The organism is Halosegnis rubeus, assembly GCF_009184545.1.
GTDB lineage: Archaea > Halobacteriota > Halobacteria > Halobacteriales > Haloarculaceae > Halosegnis > Halosegnis rubeus.
This window is the reverse complement of record NZ_QJOW01000002.1, coordinates 78,500-102,037: the sequence shown is the minus strand read 5'-3', so window position 1 is coordinate 102,037 and position 23,538 is coordinate 78,500. Positions and strand designations below refer to the sequence as shown.

The 23,538-nt window shown below is 67.1% G+C and carries 20 protein-coding genes, 1 other RNA gene and 1 pseudogene; 10 read left to right on the top strand and 12 right to left on the bottom strand.

The features are described 5' to 3' along the window. Positions 1–28 precede the first annotated feature (28 nt). Complete coding sequence (locus tag DMP03_RS05045; RefSeq protein ID WP_152119621.1) at positions 29–934, top strand: serine/threonine-protein kinase RIO2; 906 nt, start codon at positions 29–31, stop codon at positions 932–934. A gap of 372 nt (positions 935–1,306) precedes the next feature. Continuing rightward, positions 1,307–3,895, top strand: coding sequence for a heavy metal translocating P-type ATPase (locus DMP03_RS05040; protein ID WP_152119620.1), 2,589 nt, complete (start codon positions 1,307–1,309; stop codon positions 3,893–3,895). A 31-nt stretch (positions 3,896–3,926) separates the two neighbouring features. On the opposite strand, the pseudogene DMP03_RS14560 reads toward DMP03_RS05040, so the two are convergent. Further along, positions 3,927–4,392 (bottom strand): annotated as a pseudogene (locus tag DMP03_RS14560) (S8 family serine peptidase); the annotation flags it as partial. A 43-nt stretch (positions 4,393–4,435) separates the two neighbouring features. Here DMP03_RS14560 and rnpB point away from each other — a divergent pair. Further along, an RNA gene (gene rnpB, locus DMP03_RS05030) (RNase P RNA component) lies at positions 4,436–4,765 on the top strand. 171 nt (positions 4,766–4,936) lie between these two features. Here rnpB and DMP03_RS05025 read toward each other — a convergent pair. Continuing rightward, entirely contained in the window at positions 4,937–6,076 is a 1,140-nt protein-coding gene (locus tag DMP03_RS05025) for a nicotinate phosphoribosyltransferase (RefSeq protein ID WP_152119619.1), read from the bottom strand. Positions 6,077–6,106: 30 nt separating this feature from the next. Then, positions 6,107–7,594 (bottom strand): Hvo_1808 family surface protein, encoded by a 1,488-nt coding sequence (locus DMP03_RS05020; RefSeq protein ID WP_152119618.1) that lies wholly within the window; start codon positions 7,592–7,594, stop codon positions 6,107–6,109. A gap of 80 nt (positions 7,595–7,674) precedes the next feature. On the opposite strand from DMP03_RS05020, the gene DMP03_RS05015 reads away from it, so the two are divergent. Beyond that, on the top strand, positions 7,675–8,250 hold the full coding sequence (locus tag DMP03_RS05015; RefSeq protein ID WP_152119617.1) for a cysteine hydrolase family protein: 576 nt from the start codon (positions 7,675–7,677) through the stop codon (positions 8,248–8,250). Next, on the top strand, positions 8,247–8,699 hold the full coding sequence (locus DMP03_RS05010; RefSeq protein ID WP_152119616.1) for a GNAT family N-acetyltransferase: 453 nt from the start codon (positions 8,247–8,249) through the stop codon (positions 8,697–8,699). Before DMP03_RS05015 ends, DMP03_RS05010 begins: the two co-directional genes overlap by 4 nt. On the opposite strand, the gene DMP03_RS05005 is transcribed toward DMP03_RS05010, so the two are convergent. Genes DMP03_RS05005 through DMP03_RS04990 form a run of 4 tightly spaced genes read right to left on the bottom strand, consistent with a single transcriptional unit; the run spans position 8,696 to position 11,939 of the window. Beyond that, positions 8,696–9,157, bottom strand: coding sequence for a PaaI family thioesterase (locus tag DMP03_RS05005; RefSeq protein WP_152119615.1), 462 nt, complete (start codon positions 9,155–9,157; stop codon positions 8,696–8,698). The genes DMP03_RS05010 and DMP03_RS05005 overlap by 4 nt on opposite strands. A 31-nt stretch (positions 9,158–9,188) precedes the next feature. Next, complete coding sequence (locus DMP03_RS05000; RefSeq protein ID WP_152119614.1) at positions 9,189–9,593, bottom strand: CBS domain-containing protein; 405 nt, start codon at positions 9,591–9,593, stop codon at positions 9,189–9,191. Between the two features lie 47 nt (positions 9,594–9,640). After that, the gene (locus tag DMP03_RS04995; protein ID WP_152119613.1) at positions 9,641–11,020 is read right to left on the bottom strand and encodes an HD domain-containing protein; all 1,380 of its coding nucleotides are present in this window, start codon (positions 11,018–11,020) and stop codon (positions 9,641–9,643) included. Positions 11,021–11,060: 40 nt separating this feature from the next. Then, positions 11,061–11,939, bottom strand: coding sequence for an oxidoreductase (locus tag DMP03_RS04990; protein WP_152119612.1), 879 nt, complete (start codon positions 11,937–11,939; stop codon positions 11,061–11,063). A 79-nt stretch (positions 11,940–12,018) separates the two neighbouring features. Between DMP03_RS04990 and DMP03_RS04985 the strand changes: the two genes are divergently transcribed. Further along, positions 12,019–13,008: a nicotinate-nucleotide--dimethylbenzimidazole phosphoribosyltransferase gene (locus tag DMP03_RS04985; RefSeq protein WP_152119611.1), complete on the top strand. Its 990-nt coding sequence runs from the start codon at positions 12,019–12,021 to the stop codon at positions 13,006–13,008. An 842-nt stretch (positions 13,009–13,850) separates the two neighbouring features. Here the strand turns inward: DMP03_RS04985 and DMP03_RS04980 are convergent. Both DMP03_RS04980 and DMP03_RS04975 read right to left on the bottom strand, forming a co-directional pair. Beyond that, entirely contained in the window at positions 13,851–14,867 is a 1,017-nt protein-coding gene (locus DMP03_RS04980; RefSeq protein ID WP_152119610.1) for a lysylphosphatidylglycerol synthase transmembrane domain-containing protein, read from the bottom strand. Continuing rightward, positions 14,867–16,345 carry a sulfatase gene (locus DMP03_RS04975; protein ID WP_152119609.1) on the bottom strand — a complete coding sequence of 493 codons (1,479 nt, stop codon included), beginning with the start codon at positions 16,343–16,345 and terminating at the stop codon, positions 14,867–14,869. Before DMP03_RS04975 ends, DMP03_RS04980 begins: the two co-directional genes overlap by 1 nt. Before the next feature lie 107 nt (positions 16,346–16,452). On the opposite strand from DMP03_RS04975, the gene DMP03_RS04970 reads away from it, so the two are divergent. Beyond that, positions 16,453–17,712, top strand: coding sequence for an O-acetylhomoserine aminocarboxypropyltransferase/cysteine synthase family protein (locus DMP03_RS04970; RefSeq protein ID WP_152119608.1), 1,260 nt, complete (start codon positions 16,453–16,455; stop codon positions 17,710–17,712). Beyond that, positions 17,709–18,905, top strand: coding sequence for a homoserine O-acetyltransferase MetX (gene metX / locus DMP03_RS04965; RefSeq protein WP_152119607.1), 1,197 nt, complete (start codon positions 17,709–17,711; stop codon positions 18,903–18,905). Before DMP03_RS04970 ends, metX begins: the two co-directional genes overlap by 4 nt. Here the strand turns inward: metX and DMP03_RS04960 are convergent. Then, complete coding sequence (locus DMP03_RS04960) at positions 18,902–19,780, bottom strand: GAF domain-containing protein (protein ID WP_172967078.1); 879 nt, start codon at positions 19,778–19,780, stop codon at positions 18,902–18,904. The genes metX and DMP03_RS04960 overlap by 4 nt on opposite strands. A 93-nt stretch (positions 19,781–19,873) precedes the next feature. Here DMP03_RS04960 and DMP03_RS04955 point away from each other — a divergent pair, with 93 nt between their 5' ends. Then, entirely contained in the window at positions 19,874–20,887 is a 1,014-nt protein-coding gene (locus tag DMP03_RS04955; protein ID WP_152119605.1) for a molybdopterin-dependent oxidoreductase, read from the top strand. Here the strand turns inward: DMP03_RS04955 and DMP03_RS04950 are convergent. Then, positions 20,884–21,279 carry an RNA-binding domain-containing protein gene (locus DMP03_RS04950; RefSeq protein ID WP_152119604.1) on the bottom strand — a complete coding sequence of 132 codons (396 nt, stop codon included), beginning with the start codon at positions 21,277–21,279 and terminating at the stop codon, positions 20,884–20,886. The two genes, DMP03_RS04955 and DMP03_RS04950, sit on opposite strands and share 4 nt — an antisense overlap. After that, complete coding sequence (locus DMP03_RS04945; RefSeq protein ID WP_152119603.1) at positions 21,276–21,806, bottom strand: AAA family ATPase; 531 nt, start codon at positions 21,804–21,806, stop codon at positions 21,276–21,278. Before DMP03_RS04945 ends, DMP03_RS04950 begins: the two co-directional genes overlap by 4 nt. A 104-nt stretch (positions 21,807–21,910) precedes the next feature. Between DMP03_RS04945 and serA the strand changes: the two genes are divergently transcribed. After that, complete coding sequence (gene serA, locus DMP03_RS04940; protein WP_152119602.1) at positions 21,911–23,506, top strand: phosphoglycerate dehydrogenase; 1,596 nt, start codon at positions 21,911–21,913, stop codon at positions 23,504–23,506. Positions 23,507–23,538: the final 32 nt, after the last annotated feature.

Below are 23,538 nucleotides of genomic sequence, written 5' to 3'. Positions count from 1 at the left end.
TTTGCGTCTCCGGAGGGTAGCAGGCCGTATGGTCCAGAACGTTGCTCCGCTGATGGCGGAGTTAGAGCCGGAGGACTTCTATCTGCTGTCCGGGCTCGAACAGGGAATGCGGTTCTCGCGGTGGGTCGCACGCGGGAAGATCGCGGAGTTCTCGCGGCTCGACGGCGAGGAGATGGAGTACCGGCTCGACCGGTGTGAACAGCGCGAACTCATAGAGCGCAAAACCATCCAGTACACCGGCTTTCGGCTCACTTTCGAGGGGTACGACGCGCTTGCGCTTCGCACCTTCTCCGAACGAGAGACCATCGAGGGCGTCGGTGCACCACTCGGCGTGGGCAAGGAGTCGGACGTGTACGAGGCGCGTTCGTACAAGCCGCTGGCTCTGAAGTTCCACCGCGAGGGGTACACGAACTTCCGCGAGGTGAATCGCGAACGCGAGTACACGGCCGACAACAACCACATCTCGTGGTTCTACACCGCACGGAAGGCGGCCGAACGAGAACACGAGGCGCTGCGCGGGGTCTACCCCGAGGTGTCGGTCCCACAGCCCGTGGGGCAGAGCCGCCACGCGCTCGTGATGGAGAAGCTCGACGGCGTGGAGCTGTCGAAGGCGAAACTCGACCCGGAACAGGCCGTCGGCGTCCTCGACCTGATTCTCGACGAGATGGCCGAATCCTACCGGCAGGGGTACGTCCACGCCGACATGTCCGAGTACAACGTCTTCGTCGCCAGCGATGGCGTGACGGTGTTCGACTGGCCACAGGCCGTCCCGACCGACCACGAGAACGCCGAGGAGTTTCTCGAACGCGACTGTGACAACGTCCTCGGCTACTTCCAGCGGAAGTATCCGGGCGAGACGCCCGAAATCGATACCGAACACCTCGCTGCGACGCTGCGCGACGGCAACTTCGACGGAATCCGCCTGCTCGCGTAGCCGACACACCGTTTTTCGACAGACCCTGTGTCGCGTAGGGATCCGTCGATGGTCAATTTATAAATCACATACCGCAATATCAAATTCAGTTTCGTCGCGTCAATCCGAGGTCAAGGATGGAAGAAAACAGTCGGCTTGTTCGATATTGTAAGTTCACGAGCCCTCGAGCTTTCAAATCCAAATCACACCGTTCACAGGTGTAATTCGAGCGAGAGAGAAGATCAGAGACGCCACAGAGACCACAGCCCGAGCGAAGGGTCACGCCGTACGGTTTGCCCGGGAGCGTTACTTTGGATTCGTACGTTTCGAGCCACGGATAGCGAGGGTTCGAAAGGGGAAACCCGGTAAGTACGGAGTGCGTACATAGAGACAATGAGCCAACGGACGAGCCACATCAGCATCCGCGGGATGAGCTGTGCGAACTGTTCACAAACCGTCAGCGAGGCGGTCGGCTCGCTCGACGGCGTGACGGAGGCGAACGTCAACTACGCCACCGACGAAGGATCCGTGACGTACGACCCCGAGCGCGTCTCGTTGAGCGAGATATTCGACGCGATCGAGGACGCCGGCTACGCGCCGGTGACCGAGTCCACGACAGTTGCCATCACCGACATGTCGTGTGCCAACTGCTCGGAGACGGTACAGGAGGCGCTCGAAGCGACGGCGGGAGTCGTCGCGGCCGACGTGAACTACGCGACGGACGAGGCGCAGGTGACGTACAACCCGGCCGAGGCGAGCATGGACGCCTTCTACGATGCCGTCGAGCAGGCCGGCTACAGTCCCGTCCGAGAGAGCGAGGGAGCCGACGGGGCGTCGGACGGTGATGCCAGAGAGACAGCGAGACAGGACGAGATTCGCCGCCAGCTTCGATTGACCCTCTTCGGCGCAGTGTTGTCGCTCCCACTGCTCGTGTTCATGGCCGACCACCTGCTGGGGTTGGGTCTCGTCGGCGACGAGGTGTTCGGGGTGTCGGCAGGGTGGGTCGCGTTCGCACTCGCGACGCCCGTCCAGATCGTGCTCGGCCGGCCGTTCTACGAGAACGCGTATCGGGCGCTCGTGCGCAACCGCCGCGCGAACATGGACGTGCTCATCGCGTTGGGGTCCTCGACCGCGTACATCTACTCGGTCGCGGTCCTGCTCAACGTGGTGGCCGGCGAGGTGTACTTCGACACGGCCGCGTTCATCCTCGTGTTCATCACGCTGGGCAACTATCTGGAGGCGCGCTCGAAGGGACAGGCCGGCGAGGCGCTGCGCGCCCTGCTGGAGATGGAAGCCGACACCGCGACCCTGCTGGAGGATGACGGCACAGAGCGGGAGGTGCCACTCGACGAGGTCGAGGTCGGCGACCGGCTGAAGATTCGTCCCGGCGAGCAGATTCCGACCGACGGCGTCGTGAAAGAGGGACAAAGCGCCGTCGACGAGTCGATGGTGACCGGCGAGTCCGTCCCCGTCGAGAAGTCCGCGGGCGATGAGGTGGTCGGCTCGACGATCAACGAGAACGGCGTGCTCGTCGTCGAAGCGACGAAGGTCGGCAGCGACACCGCACTCCAGCAGATCGTCCAGACGGTGAAGGAGGCACAATCGCGCCAGCCGGACATCCAGAACCTCGCCGACCGCATCTCGGCGTACTTCGTCCCGGCGGTCATCGCGAACGCCCTGCTGTGGAGCGTGGTGTGGTTCCTGTTCCCCGAGACGCTGGCCGGGTTCGTCGACGCGCTCCCGCTGTGGGGGCTCGTCGCGGGCGGACCGGCGGTCGCCGGCGGCACCGTCTCTGTCTTCGAGTTCGCCGTCGTCGTGTTCGCCTCGGCGGTTCTCATCGCGTGCCCCTGTGCGCTCGGGCTGGCAACACCCGCCGCAACGATGGTCGGGACGACGCTCGGCGCACAAAACGGCGTCCTGTTCAAGGGCGGTGACGTGCTCGAACGCGCGAAGGACGTGGACACGGTCGTCTTCGACAAGACGGGGACGCTCACGACCGGGGAGATGGAGCTGACCGACGTAGTCGCACTCGACGACACGAAAGAGAAAACGGCGACCGACGGTGGCCGACTCACCGCGCGCGAGCGGCTCGGCGAGGACGACGTGCTCCGGCTCGCGGCGAGTGCCGAGCGCGGGAGCGAACATCCGCTGGCACAGGCCATCGTCGACGGCGCGACGGCCCGAGGGGTGGACGTGACCGACCCGGAGACGTTCGAGAACGTCCCCGGACAGGGCGTCGTCGCGACCGTCGACGGCGAGGAGGTGCTCGTCGGGAATCGGACGCTCCTGCGCGAGAACGGCATCGACCCCGACTCGGCGCTGGAGACGATGGAGCGACTGGAGCGTGAAGGAAAGACGGCGATGTTGGTCGCCCACGCCGGAGAGGTCGTCGGCGTCGTCGCGAACGCCGACACGGTGAAGCCAAGCGCGGCAGATGCCGTGCGCCAGCTTCGCGAGCGCGGTATCGACGTGACCCTCCTCACCGGCGACAACGAACGCACTGCACGCGCGGTCGCCGAGGCGGTCGGCATCGACCCCGAGAACGTCCGTGCCGAGGTGCTCCCCGAGGACAAGTCCGACGCCGTCGAGGCGATTCAGGCAGAGGGCAAGCGGGCGATGATGGTGGGAGACGGCGTGAACGACGCGCCGGCACTCGCAGTGGCCTACGTCGGCACGGCACTCGGGAGCGGGACGGACGTGGCCATCGAAGCCGCCGACGTGACGCTGATGCGCGGTGATCCGGTCGACGTGGTGAAGGCCGTCCGCATCTCCGAGGCGACGCTCGCGAAGATCAAACAGAATCTGGTGTGGGCGCTCGGCTACAACACGGCGATGGTCCCACTGGCCTCGCTCGGACTCCTTCAGCCGGTGCTCGCGGCCGGCGCGATGGCGATTTCGAGCGTCTCCGTGCTGTCGAACAGCCTGCTGTTCCGGCGGTACACGCCCGACCACGACTACGAACTGCTGGGTCGACTCCGCTGAGAAAAGAGCAGTCAGCGACTGGCCGCGAGGCTTACTGCTTCTTGGCCGTGCTCGCTGCCTTCACGAGCGCTTCGAGGTCGAGGTGGCCCGAACCGTGGTAGAGTTCGCCTTCATCCTCCGAGGAGGCGGTGTCGCGGATGAGCTGTTCGACCTCCGCGACCTGGCGTCGGGGTCGAGCGAGCGCACGAGCGCAACGGCCCCCGCGACCTGCGGGGCGGCCATCGAGGTGCCGGCCTTCCAGCCGTAGCCCGACACGACGTTCCCGTCGGCGTCGACCGTGTTGACGGTCGAGTAGACGAGGTCGTTGTAGGCGTCGGGATTCGTCGCAATCGCCTGTAGGTCGGCGCTTCCGCCGGCCGCGCTCACGTCGACGGCGCTGCCGTAGTTCGTGTAGAAGGCCGGCTCCGTCGTCGGCTCTTCAAGTCGATTGCCGCGGAACCACTGCGCTTCGTTGTCGGATTTCTTGTCCCCCAGCCGACGCCGATTGGACCGGTAGCGCGGTCCAACGTGTTTAGGGTCGGTGGGGGCAAATGGGCAGATGGCAGAGGGAGTCCGGCCACCGCCTTACCGGGAGTAGGACCCCGGTGGCGAGGAAAGTCCCCCCACCGACCGGGCAGGCGACTGGACACACGTCCAGAGCGGGAGACCGCTGGCACTGGAACAGCAACGACACGTCCACTCCGGAGTGATGATGCGCGCGACCCGACCCGCGAGGGAAGGAAGCTAACCCGCAAAACGCCGATGGAGTGGGAGCGATGGAACGGCGAATCCTCGCCGGTGCAAGCCCGTCGTTCATTGGTAGCCCGGAGACCGCGACGGGTGCTCAGCCGAATGCCGGACCGAACAGAAGGGGGCTTACTCCCCTCAGCCGCACCTTTTTGCACGACGAGCCTCCGGCTCGTCGGCAAAAATCTGCGGCAAAAAGACACGTCGCCCCTCCCGTTGGTCGGGGCTCGGTCCTGCGGCTCGCTTTGCTCGCCGCAGTGAACCGCTCGCTCGTTCCTCGCTCGCGGATGCTGGCGTGAGGGGTGCTCGTCTACGCTATTCTGCTCTGAACCCGACGCGCTCCGCATCCTGTGCACACCGCTCGGCTGCGTCGTCGATATCGAACTCCCGGACGATTTCGCCATCCTCGATGAGCGGTTCGAGCAGCGATTCGCCGTCGTCGGGCGCGGGAGCCTCCGCCGGCTGGACGACGTGGCTGTCTCCGACGCGGTAGACAGATTTCGCGCCCGTCAGCTTCCCGCGCTTGGCCGCGCCCTCGCCGTCGCGTTCGACGATGTCGAGTCCGAAATCCGTCGGTGGAGTGTCGGAGATGGCCGAGCCGACGCCGAAGCCGTCGACGTACGGCCGGAGCTGTCGGACCGCCTCAGCGGTGATACCCCCGGAGACGAATATTTCCACGTCCGCAAATCCGGCATCATCGAGGCTCCACCGAACCTCCCGGACGATGTGCTCGAAGTCACCCCGCCGGGAGCCGGTGGTATCGAGGCGAACGCCGTCGAGGTTCTCGACCGCACGGGCCGCCCGAACCGCTTCCTCCGTCTCGTCGGCGTAGGTGTCGGTGAGCGCGATGCGGGGCACGTCCTCGGGGGCGTGCTCGTCGAACGCCCGCCACGCCTGTTCCTGGTTGCCGCGGCCGAAGGCGATGACGAGCGCGTGTGGCATCGTCCCGCTGGCCGCCCGGTCGAGTACGTCGCCCGCGCCGACGTGCGAGAAGCCGTCCATCCCGCCGACGAGAGCGCTGCGTTCGAGCGCGGCAGCCGTCGAGGGGTGGACGTGGCGGGCACCGAACGAGAGCGCAGTTCGGTCGCGGGCGGCGGTTGCAATCTCTCTCGCACCCGTCGCCCACGCGCTCGCGGGCGAGAGGAAGCCGAGCAGCGACGTTTCGAGTTCGGCAAACTCCAGATAGTTCCCCTCGATGCGCATCACCGGCCCCCCGTCGAACAGTTGGCCCTCGCGGAGCGCGGAGACGTCGAGGTCGCGGCCGGCGAGCAGGTTGGCAGCGTCCTCAATGCCGGCGAAGATCTCGAACTCACCGGACGGGAACTGGTCTGCGGTCACCTCACAGACGACGTGCGGGTCGCGGCCTGCGCCGTCGAGCGCCTCGCGGGTGCGCTGGAAGTAGGCGTCCGTCGCCCGGCCGCTCGCGATGGCGTCGGGCGAGACGATGTCGAACATACCGAACGGTTGGTCGGCCCGGCGAAAAGTCTACTCGTGAACGTCCGGCAGGTCGCCGGTCGTCGGCGCGTTCACGATGGTGACGGTGTCGCCCTCGACGGTGACGCGGAAGGCGTCGGCGTACGCCCCGCTGTCGATAGTGTAGAGACCGCCAGACTGCTGGCTGCCGCCCCAGTAGGCGAGCAGGTCAGCGTAGGCGTCGGCGAACTCCTGGGCGTCCTGTCGGCTATCCCAGACGGACTTCCAGACGTAGGCCGTCTCGTTGTCCTTCTGGTAGATGTGCATGCGGTCGCCGTCCCAGCCGCGCACCGGGGGCGCGGTGTATTTGAACGGCGGCTGGACGATGTTCCCCTCGGAGTTGATGTTCAACAGCTCCTGTGGCTGAATGACGGGCTGGTTTCCGGTGTCTGCATAGAGCGTGTACCCGAACATGGCGGTCATCGCCGACTGACCGAGTCGCGCGGTCGGGGTTCGCTCCGGCGGGTCGACCCGCTCCCAGCCGTTCGTGTTCTGGTCGCGCAGGGTCACGTCGGTCGGCGGGTCGGGGTCGACGGCGTACTTCTCGGGGATGGCGACCTGTTCTGTCGAAGCCGGCAGGTCGTCGTACATCTGGTTGATGCGGTCCCAGTCGCCACGCTCCTGGTAGAACTCGACGAATGCCGGGCCGTCGTCGTACGGGAAGAAGTCCATGATGTAGATACCCAGATGGATGTCGCTGCTCCCGGACCCGGATCCGGACTGTGGCGCGGAGAGACACTCCCACTCCTCGCCACACCGTTCCATGTATCGTTCCTCGGTGAGACTCGCATCGCCTTCGATGAGACCGTTCTGTGCGTTGGACTGTTCGCGACTGCTGGCGGTAATCGTCGTGAGGTCGAACTGCTGGTCCTGGAGAGCGTGGGTAAGTTCGTGGCCGAGCGTGCGCTCACCGGGGAGATCTGCGGTCTCGCCGCCGTAGATGACGACGATACGGTCGTTGCGGGGCGTGTAGAAGCCGGCGACCGAGGAGCCGCGATTCGACTGCTGGACAGCGAGTGAGTCGCGGTCTTCACCGACGAGGAACAGCGCCTCGAACTTCGCGTTGTCGAAGGTGGTGAAGGCCGCAGAGCGGTCGCCGCCGCCGCTGTACTCGCTGTCCTGGTACTCCTCGCGAGACATCAACTCGACGGGGACCGTCGAGTTGAACTCCATCTCGCGGACGACCTCGACGCGGGCCATCGCGCGGGCGACGATGCGCTCGCGTTCGGCCTCGCTGAGTCCGTCGCTGCGGTCGACGCTGATGGTCTCGTTGGCCCAGTAGCCGTTCTCCCACCCGAGCACGTCGGTTTCGGGGTCGGGGAGCTCGGTCGCGGGTTCGGCGGTGGCGGTCTGGTTCGGCGACGGCGTCGGCGTCGCGGTCTCCGGTGCGGGGGTCGGCGTCGTTTCGTCGGTCGGCGTCGGGGTCGAGCCGCTGTAGCCGACGCTACAGCCGGCGAGGGCGACGAGAACGACGAGGAAGACGGTCGAACGTGCTCGCATACCACATACTCGGACCCCATACTCAAAAACGGCGGTGTCCACGGGGTGATACTTTTCGGCGTCGCCGCCGTCCATCCGACATGGCGACGTTCGACCCAGCAACGACGGCGCTCGTCGTCGTCGACATGCAACGCGACTTCTGTCACCCCGACGGGGCGCTGTATGCCCCCGGCAGCGAAACGGTAGTCGAGCCGTGTGTCGACCTCGCACACGCAGCCCACGACGCCGGCGCGCGCGTCGTCTACACACGCGACGTGCACCCGCCGGACCAGTTCGAGGGGAACCACAGCTACGACGAGTTCGACCGCTGGGGTGAACACGTCCTCGAAGGCTCGTGGGGAGCCGAGCTGTGTGACGACCTCCCCGTCGAGGACGGCGATCACGTCGTGGAAAAACACACGTACGACGCGTTCCACGAGACGGAGCTCGACGGCTGGCTCTCGGCGCGGGGAATCGAGACGCTGCTCATCTGCGGGACGCTCGCGAACGTCTGCGTCCTCCACACGGCCGCAAGCGCCGGGCTGCGCGACTACCGGGTCGTGCTCGCCGAAGACGCAATCGGCGCAATCGAGACAGAACACCACGAGTACGCGACCGACCACGTCGAGTGGCTGGTGGGCGAGCGCACGACGACCGACGAGGTCACCTTCGCGTGAGCATCCGACCCGTTCGGGAGGACGACCGCGAGGCGGTGATTGCGCTCCACCGCGCAGCAATCCGGTCTGCCGGCTCCGACCCCGACGACGTACCCGGCAACGAGGACCTCGACACGCCGGTCGCATCCTATCGCGACAACGGTGGCGAACTGTTCGTCCTCGAAGCGGGAGACGGTATCGTCGCGATGGGCGGATACAAGCCCCGCGAGTCGGGCGTCGAACTGCTCCGGATGGCCGTCGCCCCCGATGCACAGGGCGAGGGGTACGGCTCGCGAATCATCGAAGCGCTGGAAGCCCACGCCCGCGAGGCGGGCTACGAGCACGTCGAGTTGGAGACGACGGCGCGACAGGAGCAGGCGATGAGATTCTACCCGAGCCACGGCTACCGCGAGACCGGGCGACGACGGGACGGCGAGTATGAGGTCGTCCGGTTCGAGAAGTCGCTTTAGGCGCGAAAGAGCCGGTAGGCTCCGGTCGCGAGCGCGACGGGCGTCGTCTCGCCGTCGCGTTCACTTTCGAGGAGAATCTCGCTGACGCCGACCGTCTTTCCCGCACGAGTCACCTCCGCGGTCGCGGTGAGGTCGCCGCGGGCGGCCTCCAGATAGTTGACGTTGAGATTGATCGTCGCCATGCCGGCGGTGAGTGGGTTGTCGAGTTCGCCTCGAAGTGCCATCCCGCCGGCGGTGTCGGTGAGCGTGGCGGCGACGCCACCCTGAATCGGGTGGTGGGTGTCGTCTTCGCTCCCGGTCCACGGCACGTTCGTCAGCTTCCGGTCGTACGGGATGGCCATGACGGCGCAGCCGCGTTCGAGTTGCTCGACCGTGACGCCGAGCCACGAGAGGAACTCGTGGTGGGTATCGATGTACTCCTGGAGTGCGTCGGCCGAGCCGTCTGGAAGTTCGTCCACGACGACGAAAAGAGCGAGGGAGGCTTGTAGCCTACGCTGGCACGCTGCGGTCGAGCCCGGCGATGTGGGCCGCGAGGTCGGTCGTCGTCACGATGCCGATGAGACCGGCGTCGTCGTCTACGACGGGGAGGTGGTGGACGCCGGATTCGACCATGAGGTCGGCGGCGTCGGCGACGCTAGCCTGCGCGGAGATGGTGACCGGCGTGTCGGACATGTACGCCAAGATGGGCGTCTGGTCTTTCGGCTTCTGGCCCGCGACGATGTGGACGAAGTCCGTCCGGGTGAGAATCCCCGCGAGTTGGTTGTCGTCCTCGACGACGAGCACCGAGCCCACGTCGGAATCGATCATCAGCTTCGCCGCCTGCTCGACGAGCATGTCAGGCGTGACCGTCTTGGGGTCGGTCGACATGAGCCGCGCGACAAAGATATCGTCCATGATACTTGGAAACATATGGCAGGGTATAAAGTTAGCGGCGGTGGCAGTCACTGACGCGGATACCGGGCGGCGAGTGCGGCGACGGCGTCGCGGGCGTACCCCTCCGGAACGTACACGAAGGGAATCGTGCGTTCGAACTCGCGACCGCCGTAGAGTCCGTGGTCGGCGACCGACTGGACCCGACCGCGGTGTGCAAGCGGGATGTCGCGGAGTTCACCGGGCTCGTACTCTGGCACGTAGGAGTGTTCGATCCACACCTCGTGGGCCGGGAGGCCGAGGTCGTCGGCCAGCGTCGCTTCGAGCCTGTCGTCGTTGTCGATGAGCCACCGAGCGTAGGCGTCGGGGTCGACGCCGTCGGGGACCGCATCACCAAATCCGAGTCGGTGTTTCCAGCACGACTCGGCGAAGTCCCGCGACCGATACCGGTCGTAAAGGTCACCGAACGCCCCGCCTGGCGGGTCAGCTGCCGTCTCGCGGAACCGTTCGAGCAGCCAGAAGTCGTCGATACCAGAGAGGACTGCGTCGGCGGTGATGAGGTCCTCGCGGACGGCGAGTTCATCGAGCAGTCGCTGGAACAGCATGTTCGCGTACACCGATTTGTGGTGTTGGGTGACCCACTGGTACAGGGAGACGCGCCCCTCCAGATAGTTGCCGATGGCCGAGAGTGCACCCTCCGCGAGTGCGAGACCGGCCTTCGGGTGGGCGGTGTAGGCGCTCGTCATCCGGTCGGTGTCGATATCCAGCACGTCCGCGCCGGTCATGTGGTCGTCTCTGACCATGTAGTCGAGTCGGTCCACGTCGACGGGGGAGTGGAGAATCTCGGGACCGACGCCGTACTGCCACGCTGCACCCGTCTCGTAGGCGAGGCTCCAGCCGAGCACGTAGCCGGCAACCTCAGCCGGCGAGACGCCAAGCGCATCGAGCGCGTCGTCGTACACCTCCAAGATGTGAACGCACGAGAGCAGTTCGTGAGGTGCGGCCCGCTCGATCGGTTTCGGCCAGCCGTTCACGTCGGGCGCGACGGCCCGAAACCGGGCGACTAAGCCCGTCTCGGTGAGTCGGTCTCGAAGCGCATCTACGTCGAGGTGGCGCTCGCCGAGATGTGACAGCGGCGGGTGGCCGATGTCGTGAAGGAGACTCGCACACGAAAGGGTCTGTTCGATTTCGTCCAGCTCGGCGGTCGTCGCGCCGTCGGTGAAGTACGACTGTCCGCGGAGATTGCTGAACACCTCGCTAGCGAGGTGATAGACGCCGAGCGAGTGCTCGAAGCGAGTGTGGGTCGCCCCGGGATAGACGAGATGGGTCGCCGAGAGCTGGCGAACGCGGCGGAGCCGCTGGAACTCCGGCGTGTCGACCAGTCGCTCGACCAGCGGCTCGGCCAACTCGATGTAGCCGTGGACGGGGTCTTTGATACGGCGCGTGCTCATTTCCAGGGGAAACACGGGGTGGCCCGGAGACGGTTTCGATTCAGAACGGGTAGGTGACTTCGGTTTCGGCCTCCGAGAGTGTCCACAGCCGCTTTGCCAGCGGCTCGTCGTACGAGCGGTCGGTCGACTCCTGTGGTTCGGGCGCACCGCGCATCTGGCCGAGACCGTTGGGACCGATATACTGGCCGCCTTCGGCGTCGCGGTCGGTCGCCGCGTAGAGGGTGGGAAGCGCACCGTCGGCAGCCGACTGTGCGATGACGCGGTTGATTACACCCATGACGACACGCATCGGGAGTGAGGTCGCCGCGCCGTTTTGTAGATTCGTCGCGGCGAAGCCGGGGTGACAGGCCAGACTCGTCAGGTCGCTGCGCCGGTCGAGTTCGTACGCGAACAGGAGGTTCGCGAGCTTCGACTGACCGTACGCCTCCCAGCGGTCGTAGTTCACGCGCGAGTGCGGGTCGTCGAAGTCGATATCGCCGTTCTCGTGGGCGCGCGAGGAGACGGTGACGACGCGGTCTTCTAGCTGGTCGACGAGCAGGCCGGTGAGCGCGAAGTGGCCGAGGTGGTTCACGCCGAACTGCATCTCGAAGCCGTCGTCGGTCTCGGCGCGAGGAATCGCCATCACGCCGGCGTTGTTGATGAGCACGTCGATGGGACCGTCGAGCCGGTGGGCGAAGTCGTGGACTGAGTCGAGACTCGCCAAGTCGAGCGGCTCGACACGGAGGCTCGCACCGGGAATTTCCTCGCGAATCTCGTCGCGGGCGGTCTCACCGCGGTCGAGCGAGCGACAGGCCATCACGACCGTGCCGCCGGCGCGCGCGAGTTCGCGAGCCGCCTCTTTACCGATGCCGCTGTTCGCACCGGTAATCACGAATCGGCGGTCGCTCTGGTCGGGAATATCATCCGTGCTCCAAGCCATACGGAGGGGACGGTCGCCGCGAGCAAAAGCGCTCGCTCCGGACCGGACGACACAAGCGTCGGCTCCCCTCACGACGAGTATGACGCGCCTCGTACTTGCCGCCGGGACGACCGACACTGCGGCCATCGATGGGCTGAGCGCGGCGGGAATGGACGGCGACCTGCTCGTCCACACGCCGAGTGCCGACGCCGAGATACTAGAGTACGGAAAGCCGGTGCGAGCGCCGGTGACCCCTGTCTCGCCGGCCGGCTGTCCGACGCCGGCGGTCGTGACCCGCGCCGTGCGCGAACGGCTCGACCTGCCGCTGACGGTCGTGGACGCCGGCCTCGCGAAGCCGACGGCGGCCGGCACCGTCACCGTCGGCGCGACGCCGGGCCGCGACATCCGCGAGGAGGAACCCGTGCCGACGGCGTACGGCGCGTGGGAGGCCGCCCGACAGTTCGGGCGCGCACTCGATGAAGACCTGCTGCTCGCCGAGACAGTTCCCGGTGGGACGACGACCGCTCTCGGCGTCCTGACGGCACTCGGTGAGACGGACGCGACGGGCGTCTCCTCGTCGCTCGCCTCGAATCCGCTCGATCTGAAACGAGAGATGGTGGCGGCGGGACTGGAGACCAGCGACCTCGATGCCGGCTCGTGTACGGGCCAGCCGCGACGCGCCGTCCGCCGGATGGGCGACCCGACGGCCGCAGTGCTGGGCGGGGTAGCCGTCGGCGCGCTGGAGACTGACACGCCGGTGACGCTGGCCGGCGGCACGCAGTTGCTCGCCGTCGCCGCGCTGGCTCGTCACGCCGACGCGGATGGCCGGCTCTCGCTTGCTACCACCTCGTTCGTCGACGCCGACCCGAACGTCGACCTGTCGGCGGCCGCCGACGCCTTCGACCTCGACGTGACCGTCACCGACCCCGGTTTCGACGACAGCCACGTCGCCTTCGAGCGATACCTCGCCGGCGAGGCGAAGGAGGGAGTCGGGATGGGTGGTGCGCTCGCGGTGGCCGACGCTGCCGGCGTCCCGATGGCCGACGTGCGCGAGGGAGTCATCTCGGTCTACGAGCGACTCCTCGGATAGCGAACAGCCGGCTGGGTACGCGCGACGCTGCGCCGGACTCCCGTCTCGGGCGTCGCGGGCGACTCGTTACAGCATACGGTCGGTGGCCGCGGCTTCTGGTTTGAACCTTTGCGCCGGTTGTTGTGTCTTCAGCGTCAGGGCCGTCAACTGAAGCTGACACGAGTTTGACGCATGTCTATTTGATGTTGCCAGCACCGCGACCGTCCTCGTTGCTTGGCCTCGGGGAAACAGCACTGTTAGCGGTCGCATCGCGCCACGCGGGCGCGACGGACCGCCCGCTCGCGTGTCGCTTCGCTCCCGCTCGCTGGCCCGTGGCCGTCGGCCACTCTCCCAACCCTTCCCCACGACGCACACGCGCTGGCGCGCGGTGCGTCAGGCCACCACAACGGTTGCTCAATCGAGCGAGACGGATGCGGTGGCGTGGTCCGAGCGCGCATCGGCGCGCGAGTCAGCGCGAGGTCGTCGCGAGGGCACCGAGCGACGGCTTGTCAGCGCGTGCTCTGACAGTGGATGAGCGACCGGAGGGAGCGAATCGGCTGGGGAGGCGTGTGGGCGGTGCTGTCGGGCGGACCGAAAGAGGTCCTGAAGTCTGCCATGGCAGACTTCAGGGTCAGCAAGACGCGCAGCGTCTTGCAGAGACGGGCGTGTCGCGTTCGCATGGTCGGCTCCGTGACCACTATCGGGAGCGAACGCAGTGAGCGATCGATATGTCACGGAACGACCGCGACACGCCTGGGGCTTTCGAGGCGTCCGTGACAGAGTAGCCAGCAATCAACACGCTCGGAGGTTTCAAACCAGGCTTGCCACCGATGTAGCCAAATCCACCAGACGATACATCGAAATCAGGAACGGGCCACGACACCCACCGCGGCCAGCCCCCCGACCACGAGCGCGAACCAGTAGCTCATCACGCGATACACGAGCGCAACCGAGAGCGCGACGGCGTTCGACACCGGCGTGAGCGCGACCAACAGCGCGACGAGCGCGAGTTCGACGCCACCCGTCCCACCGGGCGACGGCGTCAGGCCGGCGAGCGTCGAGGCCGGAACGACGAACAACACGAGCAGCGGGTCGATTCCCGGAACGCCGAGCGTCCTGCCGGCGAAGTACAGCGGCAGGGCGAAGAACACCCACCCGGCGTACGCGAAAGCGACGGCGACGACGAGCGCGCGGCGGTCCTGCGCGATACGGCCGAAAGAGTCGTACAGCTCGTCGATGCGGCGAGCCACTCCGTCGGTTGAGACGCGGCTCGTGATTCGGGCGACGGGTCGGACGAGCCGGAGCACGCCGCCGCGAACGGTCTCGCGATACCGCCACGCCAGTCCGACGAGGACGGGGACGCCGACAGCCATCGCGAGCAACCCCCACGCGAGCGACTGGGCCGCACCCGGGAGCGACGACTGCGCGAGCAGGACCGAGAGGCCGATGGCCGAAAAGGAGAAAAACGGGAGCAGATTCAGCAGGTCAGCGGTGACGACCGACGCGAGCGACTCCTCGTAGCTGGCCTCGGTGTCGCGCGAGAGCACGTAGGCGATGAACGGCTCGCCGCCCGCCTGTCCGAGTGGCGTGACATAGTTGGCGAACGTGGCGGCGAAGTAGGTGCCCACGAGCTTGCGGAATGACACGTCGATGCCGGCGACCCGAAGGACGACGTGCCACGCCTTCCCCCAGAGGACGAGACACAGCGTCGTGGAGAGACAGCCAACGGCGAGCCACCGGAAGTCCGCGCCGGCGAGCGTGTCGACTACCTCGCCGAGCCCGAACTGCGAGGCGACGAAGTAGAGGACGATGCCGGCGACGGCGAAGCCGGCGAGGATTTTCCAGACCGTCGCGCGGTCGACCGGGAGCGAGCGGTCCACTACTCCAGATAGCCGAGGTCCTGCAGGCGGTCCTTCGCGGTGCCGTCCATCTCCCCGAGCACATCGGCGTCGGGGTCGTAGTCGTCGTCCCACGTCTCCCCGACGCGCGTCTCGAACTCGCGCAGCGTCGCCTCGATCTCCTCGATGACCTCGTCGGGGTCGTCGATGCGGTCGTCGCGTTCCCCGGCGTCGGTGTCGATGCGGTAGGCCTCGTCCGTGGTGCGCTCGTTGCGGATGTACTTGCCGTCCGTGCGGCGGGCAGCACGCATCCGCGAGTAGTAGCGCGACTCCTCATCGAGGGTGATACCGGCCTCCTCGGCCTTCGTCTCCAACTGCTTGAGTTCGACCACCGGGCGGTGGTACTCCACGAAGGCGTACTCGCCGTCGGCGAAGTCGCGGTAGTCGCCAGACAGCAGCGAGCGCGTCGTGTCGAGGGGTTCACCGCGACCGGCGGAGACGCCGGTGAAGTCGAGCACCGTGTGATAGAGGTCCTGCATCTCCACCTGCGTGTCGTCGCGACCGCCCTCCTCCCCGGGTGTCTTGACCATGAGCGGGACGTTGACGAGCGGGTCGTAGATGCCGAACTCGTGGCCGTAGAGGTCGTGTTCCCCGTGGAGTTCCCCGTGGTCGGCACACACGACGACGAGCGTGTCCTCCCACTGGTCGGTCGCCTTCAGGTGGGAAAACAGCCGGTCGAGTTCCGCGTCCATGTGGCGGATCTCGGCGTCGTAGAGCCCGCGGATGTCGTCGAACTCCGACTCGGAGATGTCGCGCGCGCCGGAGTTGTACTCCTTCGAGTTCTGACACACCTCGGTGGCGTCGACGCCGGGGGCGAACTGCTGGGCGTACTCGTCGGGCGGATACACGGGGAGGTGAGCGTCCATCAGGTTGACGAACGTGAACCACTCGTCGGCGTCGTCGGTGAACTCTATGGCGTTGTCGATGACCTCCGGCGTCTTGGAGTCGGCCCCCTCCGCGCCGGCGAAGTACTCGTGGATGTCGTTGCCGACCTCGACGAGTTTGTTGGCGACGCTGCGGAGCGTGTCGTTGTCGTTGACCTTCTGCCAGAGGTCGGCGAGCGTCCCCGAGAGGAACTCGCCGGGCATCACCTCGAAGAAGTTGTCCTGCTCGTCGAACCCCGCGGTCAGTCGGGTGTAGGGCGTAATCCACGCGTTCGAGGAGTAACACGCCGTGTCGTACCCCGACGACTGGAGCGCCTCGGCGAGCGTGCCGATGGACTCGTCGAGATACGGCTGCTCTTGGCTCGCGCCGTGTTGGCTCGGATACAGGCCGGTGAACATGGAGGCGTGGACGGGCAGCGTCCACGGGGCCGGCGAGACGGCCTGCTCGTAGACGGTCGCCTTCTCGGCGAGCGACTCGAGCGTCGGCGTCGTCTCCCGGTCGTAGCCGTACGGCGTGAGGTGGTCCTTCCGGACGGTGTCCAGCACGACGAAGAGGACGTTGTCCGCGTCTGTCATACCCGTCTCGTGTCCTGTGACGCGAATAAACCTCGTGGTATCCCGCTGTCGGCAACAGTTGCCGTAACTGGGAGTTATACGAACTTGGATGAATATGCATACTGTACATGAACACGCTCGGTTTCGACACGCGAGCACTCCACGCCGGCGACGAAGGCGACCCGGCGACCGGGGCGGCGTCGCTCCCGATTCACCAGACCACGTCCTACGAGTTCGAGAGCGCCGAGCAGGCCGCCGAACTGTACGCGCTCGAAGGCGACGACCACATGTACTCGCGCATGTCGAACCCGACGACGGACGTGCTGGAGCGACGGCTCGCCGCCCTCCACGGCGGGACCGGAGCCTGTGCTACCGCCTCGGGGATGGCCGCCTTCGACGCCGCCACGCTCGTGCTCGCGGAACCGGGCGACAACGTCGTCTCCGCCGCGTCCATCTACGGCGGCACGCACGCCTACCTGAACCACACCGCCGCGCGCCGGGGAATCGAAGCCCGGTTCGTCGACACCCTCGACCCGGAAGCCTACGCCGAAGCCATCGACGAGAAGACGGCCTACATCCACCTCGAAACCATCGGCAATCCGTCGCTCGTGACACCGCCCATCGAGGAGATTGCCGAGGTCGCCCACGACCACGACGTGCCGCTGTTCGTGGACAACACGTTCGCGACGCCGGCGCTGTGTCGGCCCTTCGAGCACGGCGCCGACCTCGTGTGGGAGTCCACGACGAAGTGGATTCACGGCTCGGGGACCACCGTCGGCGGGATTCTCGTCGACGGCGGCGAGTTCGACTGGCACGCCGGCGACTACCCCGAGGTGACCGCGAACGCCGCGTTCGACGGGCTGGATTTCACCCAGCGGTACGGCGACCGCGCCTTCGAGTACGCCGTCCGCCAGCGGAGTCTCCGGTCGCTCGGCGACCAGCAGTCGCCGTTCGACGCGTGGGCCACCCTCCAGGGCGTCCAGACGCTCGGGCTTCGGATGGAGCGCCACTGCGAGAACGCGCTCGCCGTCGCCGAGTATCTCGACGCCAACGACGACGTGGCGTGGGTGAACTACCCCGGACTGGAGCGCCACGAGACCCACGACCTCGCGAGCGAGTATCTGGACGGCTACGGCGGGATGGTCACCTTCGGACTCGAAGACGGCTACGAGGGCGGCACGCGCGTCTGTGAGTCGGTGGAGGTGGCGACGTTCCTCGCCAACATCGGCGACTCGCGCACGCTCGTCATCCACCCCGCGAGCACGACCCACGCCCAACTCTCCGAGGCAGAACAGCGCGCCTCCGGCGTCACGCCCGACCTGCTCCGGCTCTCGGTCGGTATCGAGAACAGCGAGGACATCATCGCCGACCTGGAGGGGGCGATATGAGCGACACCGCTTCGCTCGGCGAGTTCGAGTTCGACTGCGGGGAGTCAATTTCCGACCTCACGCTCGCGTACGAGACGTACGGCGAGTTCACGGGCGACAACGCCGTCCTCGTCTGTCACGCGCTCACCGGCTCACAACACGTCGCCGGTCGCCGGCGGCGCAGTGACACGGCCGGCCAGGCCGCCGCGTGGTGGGACGACATCGTCGGTCCGGGGAAGGCCGTCGACACGAACGAGTACTTCGTCGTCTGCGCGAACGTTCCCGGCTCCTGTTACGGCTCCTCCGGCCCGCCGTCGGAGGGACCGGACGGGGAGCCGTGGGGGACGCGGTTCCCGGCCGTCACGGTCGGCGACTGGACGCGCGCCCAGCGACTCCTGCTCGATGAGCTCGGCGTCCCGAACCTCCACGCCGTCGTCGGTGGCTCCGTCGGCGGGATGAACGCCCTCGACTGGGCGAAACGCCACCCCGACCACGTGGACCGCGTCCTCGCCGTCGCGACGGGGGCGCGACTCGACGCGCAGTGTCTCGCAATCGAGTCCATCGCCCGCCGCGCCATCACGACCGACCCCGACTGGCAGGGGGGCGACTACTACGGCGACGGTCCCGACCCGGTACAGGGACTCGCGCTCGCGCGCCAGCTCGGCCACGTGATGTATCTCTCCAAGTCGTCGATGGCCAAGAAGTTCGGTCGCCGCTCCGCGGGGATGGACGCCGCCCGCGACGCCTTCGAGCTCGACCCCGCCGCGGGATTCTTCCCGTACCGCGAGGTGGAGTCGTATCTGGACTACAACGGCGAGCGGTTCGCCGAGCGGTTCGACGCGAACGCCTACCTGTACCTGACCCGCGCGATGGACAGCTACGACCTCGCCGGCGGCTACGAGTCGGACAGCGAGGCGCTGGCCGCCTTTGACGGCGAGGCGCTCGTCGTCTCCTTCACCGGCGACTGGCACTTCACGACCAAACAGGGCGAGGAGCTAGCCGAGGCGTTCCGCGCTACCGGCACCCGGAGCGCCCACCACGTGGTCGAGTCGGACCACGGCCACGACGCGTTCCTCGTCGAGCCGGAACACGTCGGCCCGCCGCTGGGAGATTTCCTCGATTCGGGCGTCAGAGGCAGCGCCGTCTCGGACACGGTCGAGCGCGACGAGGGCGACGACTTCGCGCCCGTCCACACGAGTCTCTTCTCCAGTTAAGCGCCGAACGGCGATTCCAGCGGGTCGGGCCGCTGGAGCGTGAGCATGTCCATGGCCGTACGGGCGAAGCCACGCAGACGCTCAACGTCACACTCGTTGTACTCGCGGGGTTCGGTGTCCATCACACAGAACATCCCGAGCGGCTCGCCGCCGGGAGTCCGGAGCGGGACGCCGAGATACGAGCGCAGTCCGGTCTGGACTAATGCGTCGATGTTGGCAAACTTCGGGTCGGCGAGCAGGTCGTCGATAGCCAGATGTGACTCTTCGTTGAGACCGTGGGTACAGACGGAGTTCGCGCGGTCGATGCAGTCGACATCGAGCCCGCTCGCGCCGAGCAGCTGCTGTTCGCGGTCGGTGATGACGCTGACGAACGAGACGGGTGCATCGAGCACGTCGGCCGCCAGACCGGTGAGCCGGTCGAACGGGAGCCGAGTCGCCGCCGGGATATCGTACCCGTCGAGCGCGGCGAGGCGAGTGCGCTCGCGGTCGGCGTTGGGCGTGGTCGGCCGCTCGCTGATGGTGGCGGCGAGTTCGTCGACGAGCGTGACCGGTGAGATCTCGTCGGCGTCGTAGCGGTCGGTGAGCAGCGTCTCGCGGTCGGCCGCGTCGATGCCGGTCTCACCGTCGGCCGCGTACACGAACAGCGGGAGCCACGGCGCGACGGATGCGACGGTCGCCACGAGGTCGGCCGCGGTACCGTCGGCGACTGTCGCTCCCACGACGACCGCATCCACCCTCTGTGCGGCGAGTCGCTCGCGGGTCGCCCGGAGCGACGACGCCGTGGCCGGAGCGAATCGCCGAGTCGCCTCCAACTCCTCGGAGACGGCGCTCCGCCGACCAGCATCGGCGTCCGCGTAGAGGATGACACTAGACATAGACTTAACATGAAAAGACATTCGGTAATAAAAGTTTCTGGTACCCATACCCACTGGTCGAGCACTCAAGTATCAGTAGCCGTATCCGGTCGTATGGACGCCGACGTCGTGGATTACTCCCTGCTCGCGGGGGTGACCATCGCGCTCGCGACGGGGCTTGCGGGACTGGTCGCGCGACCCGGCGACGCGTGGCTGTTTCTCCTTCACGGCGGGGTCGGCATCACGCTCGTGGGCTTTCTCGGCGTGAAACTGTGGCGGGTCCGCGCCCGCGTCCGGGCCGGCGTGCGCGCCCGCTCCGGTCGCGTGGCCGTCTCGATACTGCTCACCGTGCTCGCCGTCGCTGCGCTCGCGACCGGTGTCGCGTGGGTGTTCGGCGCGAGCCTCCCGGGAGCGTTCACCCTCCTCTTCGTCCACGCCGTCCTCGGGGTGGCGACGACAGTCGTGCTCGTCGGCCACCTGCGCGACCGCCTCCGGATTCCCTCGCAGGCGAGTCTCCGCGACCGCAGACAGACGCTGTCGTGGGTCGGAATGGTGACGCTGGGCGCGGTCGCGTATCGTGCGAGCAACGCGCTCGGGACGGCCCGCCGGTACACCGGGTCGCGCGAACAGGGGTCCGGCGAGGGGAACGACTTCCCCGTGACCGCGTGGGTCGCAGACGACCCCGACCCGCTCGATTCGGGCGCGTGGACGCTCTCTGTGACGGGCGCGGTCGAGACGGAACGGGAGTTCGAGCGGAGCGACCTCGCGTTCGACACCGAACAGCGCGCCCTCCTCGACTGCACGAGCGGCTGGTACTCGGAGCACGACTGGCGCGGACTCTCGGTGGAAGCGCTACTCGGGACGGCCGGCCCGACGGCGGGGGCGTCGTGGGTGCAGTTCCGCTCGGTGACGGGCTACCGGTGGTCGCTCCCACTGGATGAGGCGCGCGATGCACTGCTCGCGACGCACGTCGACGGGGAGCCGCTGAGCCACGGCCACGGGCGGCCGATGCGGCTGGTCGCGCCCGGACGCCGCGGCTTTCAGTGGGTGAAGTGGGTGACGGAAGTGCGGGTGTGGCGACGCCGCGACTACTCGGAGTGGGTCGCGATTCAGGTCTCGGGGCTCTAGACCGGTTCGCCGTCCTCCGTCGAGGGGATGACGTGGTCGATGTACTGTTCGACCGACGGCTCGCGCACGTCGACCCGCACGTCGATGACGCCGAGCTCGCCCGGCGAGCCGACGGCGAAGTTGACGACGCCCTCGAAGGCAGCAGCCTTCTTCAGGCGGAACGAAAAGCCCTCCTCGTCAACCTCGAAGGCGTTGCGCGCGGTGTCGAGAATCTCCTGTTCGTGGAGGAGTTCAGAGAAGTGCGCGAGGTCGTGTGTCTCGGCGACGAGCCGCCCCGTCTCCCACGTGATGTCGGCGTCGGGGAAGATGGTGCGGACGGCACGCTCGACGCGGTCTGGCAGCTCGGTCTCGTTGACGGGGGTTTCCGCCCGTACGTCGACGGCGAATATCATTGGAGAATCTCCTCGACCTGGTCGTGAAACTGTGTGAGCGAGCCGTCGTTCTCGATGGTCCGGTCGGCCTGCTCGATTGCCTCGCCCAGCCCGAAGCCGAGTTCCCGCTCGTCGCGCTGGCGAAGCGTCTCCTGTGCGTTGTTGTCGCGGCCGCGGGAGTCGATGCGGTGGGCGCGGTCCTCTAAGGGCGCTTCGATGGCGATGAGTTCGAACTCGTCGCCGAAGGCCGACCGGAAGTGTTGGAGTTCGGCGGCCGAGCGAAGCCCGTCGACGACGACGGTGTCGCTGTGTTCTAACGCGTCGCGGATGATAGGGATGGAGCGTTCGGCGATGGCGAGTGGACCGTCCTCGTCGCGGAGCGCCTGTGCCACCTCGCCGTGGTGGTCCGCGGGGTCGAGACCGCGCCGGCGACACTCCGTCCGAATCACGTCACCCATCGTGACTACCGGGATGTCGAGGTCGCTCGCGACGCTGGCGAACTCGCCCTTTCCGCTCCCCGGTAGCCCGACGGTTCCGATGACGGCCATTACCCGTCATTTACCAGAGCGGCCGATAAGCGCTGTGCTTGGACACGGGGGTGAAAGCTGTCGGGGAGCAAAGCGTTAACCACGCGCCGCTCTCCGCTCTCCGTATGAAGGTACTCGTCACGGACCCCATCGCAGACGCCGGGCTCGACCGGCTCCGCGAGGCCGGCCACGAGGTCGAAACGGGCTATGAACTGGAGGGTGACGCGCTTCACGAAGCAGTCGCAGACGCGCACGCGCTCGTCGTCCGCTCCGGCACGGAAGTGACCCGCGAACTGCTCGAAAGCGCCCCTGACCTCCGCATCGTCGGCCGCGCCGGCATCGGCGTCGACAACATCGACATCGACGCTGCAACCGACCACGGCGTCATCGTGGCGAACGCCCCCGAGGGGAACGTCCGCGCCGCCGCCGAACACACCGTCGCGATGGCCTTTGCCAGCGCGCGCTCGATTCCGCAGGCACACAGCCGGCTCAACAACGGCGAGTGGGCCAAGAGTGAGTATCTCGGCACGGAGGTCAACGCCAAGACGCTCGGCGTCGTGGGGCTGGGCCGCGTCGGCCAAGAAGTCGCAAAGCGACTCGCCGCGCTCGGGATGGACCTCGTCGCGTACGACCCCTACATCTCCGAGGAGCGGGCCGACCAGCTCGGTGCCGAACTGGCGGAGCTCGACAGCGTCCTCGACCGCGCGGACTTCCTCACCATCCACACCCCGCTCACGCCGGAGACGGAGAATCTCATCGGCGAGGAGGAACTCGCGAAGCTGGAGGGCGGCTACGTCGTCAACTGCGCGCGCGGCGGCATCATCGACGAGCCGGCACTCGCGGCCGCCGTCGAGGACGGCACGCTCGCGGGCGCGGCACTCGACGTGTTCGGCGAGGAACCCCTGCCCGACGATTCGCCGCTGCTCGACGTGGACGACATCATCGTCACCCCGCACCTCGGAGCCTCCACGAGCGCCGCACAGGAGCACGTCGCCACCTCCATCGCCGACCAGGTGCTCGCGGCCTTCGCCGACGAGCCGGTCGTGAACGCCCTGAACGCGCCCTCGATGGACGCCGCCGCCTTCCCGCGCGTGGAGCCGTACATCGGCATCGCCGAGACCGCGGGCGAAATCGCCGTCCAACTGCTCGACGACCGCATCGAGCGCGTCGAGATCGCCTACGAGGGAGACATCGCCGACGAGGAGATTGACCTCGTCACCGCGAGCGCACTCAAAGGCGTGTTCAAGCCGTCACAGATGCACGTCAACAGCGTCAACGCACAGGGTGTCGCCGAGGAGCGCGGCATCGAGGTGACCGAGAGCAAGCGCCGCCAGTCCGACGACTTCCAGAGTCTCGTCACCGTCACCGTCGAGGGCGAGACGGATTCCGTCGCCGTGGAAGGAACGTTGTTCAACGGCGAGGACCCGCGTATCGTCCGCGTCGACGGATACCGCGTCGACGCGATTCCGGGCGGCCAGATGGTCATCGCGCGCAACACCGACGAGCCGGGCGTCATCGGCCTCATCGGCTCGGTCATGGGCGAGTACGACATCAACATCGCCGGGATGTACAACGCCCGCGAGACCATCGGCGGTGAGGCGCTCACCGTCTACAACGTCGACCACGAGATTCCCGAGGGCGCACGCGAGAAGCTGCTCGACGACGACCGCATCATCGACATTACCTACATCGCGCTCGACGGCGTCGAAATCGGCCGCTAAGATAGTTTCTTCACACTCGGCTGTCACGAGTG

Bases quoted from the DNA above. Each gene is read 5' to 3' on its own strand.
- DMP03_RS05045 (WP_152119621.1), top strand. From the start codon at position 29: ATGGTCCAGAACGTTGCTCCGCTGATGGCGGAGTTAGAGCCGGAGGAC.
- DMP03_RS05040 (WP_152119620.1), top strand. From the start codon at position 1,307: ATGAGCCAACGGACGAGCCACATCAGCATCCGCGGGATGAGCTGTGCG.
- DMP03_RS05025 (WP_152119619.1), bottom strand. From the start codon at position 6,076: ATGTTCGACATCGTCTCGCCCGACGCCATCGCGAGCGGCCGGGCGACG.
- DMP03_RS05020 (WP_152119618.1), bottom strand. From the start codon at position 7,594: ATGCGAGCACGTTCGACCGTCTTCCTCGTCGTTCTCGTCGCCCTCGCC.
- DMP03_RS05015 (WP_152119617.1), top strand. From the start codon at position 7,675: ATGGCGACGTTCGACCCAGCAACGACGGCGCTCGTCGTCGTCGACATG.
- DMP03_RS05000 (WP_152119614.1), bottom strand. From the start codon at position 9,593: ATGGACGATATCTTTGTCGCGCGGCTCATGTCGACCGACCCCAAGACG.
- DMP03_RS04995 (WP_152119613.1), bottom strand. From the start codon at position 11,020: ATGAGCACGCGCCGTATCAAAGACCCCGTCCACGGCTACATCGAGTTG.
- DMP03_RS04990 (WP_152119612.1), bottom strand. From the start codon at position 11,939: ATGGCTTGGAGCACGGATGATATTCCCGACCAGAGCGACCGCCGATTC.
- DMP03_RS04985 (WP_152119611.1), top strand. From the start codon at position 12,019: ATGACGCGCCTCGTACTTGCCGCCGGGACGACCGACACTGCGGCCATC.
- DMP03_RS04975 (WP_152119609.1), bottom strand. From the start codon at position 16,345: ATGACAGACGCGGACAACGTCCTCTTCGTCGTGCTGGACACCGTCCGG.
- DMP03_RS04970 (WP_152119608.1), top strand. From the start codon at position 16,453: ATGAACACGCTCGGTTTCGACACGCGAGCACTCCACGCCGGCGACGAA.
- metX (WP_152119607.1), top strand. From the start codon at position 17,709: ATGAGCGACACCGCTTCGCTCGGCGAGTTCGAGTTCGACTGCGGGGAG.
- DMP03_RS04960 (WP_172967078.1), bottom strand. From the start codon at position 19,780: ATGTCTAGTGTCATCCTCTACGCGGACGCCGATGCTGGTCGGCGGAGC.
- DMP03_RS04955 (WP_152119605.1), top strand. From the start codon at position 19,874: ATGGACGCCGACGTCGTGGATTACTCCCTGCTCGCGGGGGTGACCATC.
- DMP03_RS04950 (WP_152119604.1), bottom strand. From the start codon at position 21,279: ATGATATTCGCCGTCGACGTACGGGCGGAAACCCCCGTCAACGAGACC.
- DMP03_RS04945 (WP_152119603.1), bottom strand. From the start codon at position 21,806: ATGGCCGTCATCGGAACCGTCGGGCTACCGGGGAGCGGAAAGGGCGAG.
- serA (WP_152119602.1), top strand. From the start codon at position 21,911: ATGAAGGTACTCGTCACGGACCCCATCGCAGACGCCGGGCTCGACCGG.